A 1,144-nucleotide genomic window follows, 5' to 3' on the forward strand; every position below is an offset into this window, starting at 1 on the left:
CAGCCGCGTCTTCTTGACCAAAGAACTCACCGCGCCGACCGGTGAACCAGTTCGGTCCCGGTAAGGTCGCCGTGCTTGTTGCACCATCACCTGTTCCGTGCGCTCCACACCTGCCACAGACCGCGACCGCGGCGTCACGGCCCGAGGCGCTGGTGCCGTCCGGGCTGCTCGACGCACTGGCCCGGGTACCCGATCCACGCAATCCGCGCGGGGTGCGGTTCCGGCTGGCAACGCTGCTCGCGGTCGGCGTGTGTGCACTCACCAGCGCCGGACACAACTCCCTGACCGCCATTGCCGAGTGGGTACGCCGCTGCGACCAGGACGTCCTGGCCCGGCTGGGCTGCCCCTTCGATCCCTTCGCAGGCCGGTTCAAGGCTCCGGGCGAGCGCACCCTGCGCGATGTGTTCGCCCGCGTCGACCCCGGGCTACTCACCGCCGCCGGTTTCACCAGGCTCACCACACTCCAGCCGCACCCGGTGAGAGCGACAACCCAGGACGGGACCGTCGAGCGCGAACAGCGCCGCGCCGACCGCATCGCCCAGCACGAGACAGACCCGCCGCAACCGCGTCGTGCGGCTTTCGCCGTGGACGGCAAATGCCTGCGCGGAGCGGTCCGCGCGGACGGCAGCCGCGTCTTCGTCCTGTCCGCAGTGCGCCACCACGATGCGTTGACTGCCGCTCTGCGCGAGATCGGTGCGAAGACGAACGAGATACCCGAGTTCGCTCCGCTGCTGGACACCCTCGATGATCAGGACCTGACCGGCTCCGTCGTCACCGTCGACGCCCTGCACGCCCAGACGGGCCACGCCCGCTACCTCGTCGAGGACCGAAAGGCCCACTACCTGCTGTCGGTCAAGAACAACCAGCCCACCCTGGCCCGCCAGTTGACCAAACTGCCATGGAACCAGGTCCCGGTCCTCAACCAATCCCGCGACCGCGGACACGGCCGTGAGGAAGTCCGCGAGGTGAAGGTGGTGAGCGTGGACGGTCTGCTGTTCCCCCACGCCCGCCAGGTTGTTCGCATCCACCGCAAACGCCGCCGAATCGGCACATCGAAGTGGCAGACCGAGACTGTCTACGCCGTCACCGATCTCGCGGCCCACCAGGCATCTCCAGCTGAGATCGCTGCCTGGGTACGCGGGCA

1 protein-coding gene is annotated in these 1,144 nt (G+C 68.6%); it reads left to right on the plus strand.

Going from position 1 to position 1,144, the window contains the following annotated elements:
• Positions 1-152: 152 nt before the first annotated feature.
• Positions 153-1,144: ISAs1 family transposase (locus tag ACF08M_RS41700; protein ID WP_392190537.1), on the plus strand; the 992-nt coding region annotated here is incomplete at its 3' end.

The organism is Streptomyces sp. NPDC015032 (genome assembly GCF_043080425.1).
Taxonomy (GTDB): Bacteria; Actinomycetota; Actinomycetes; order Streptomycetales; family Streptomycetaceae; genus Streptomyces.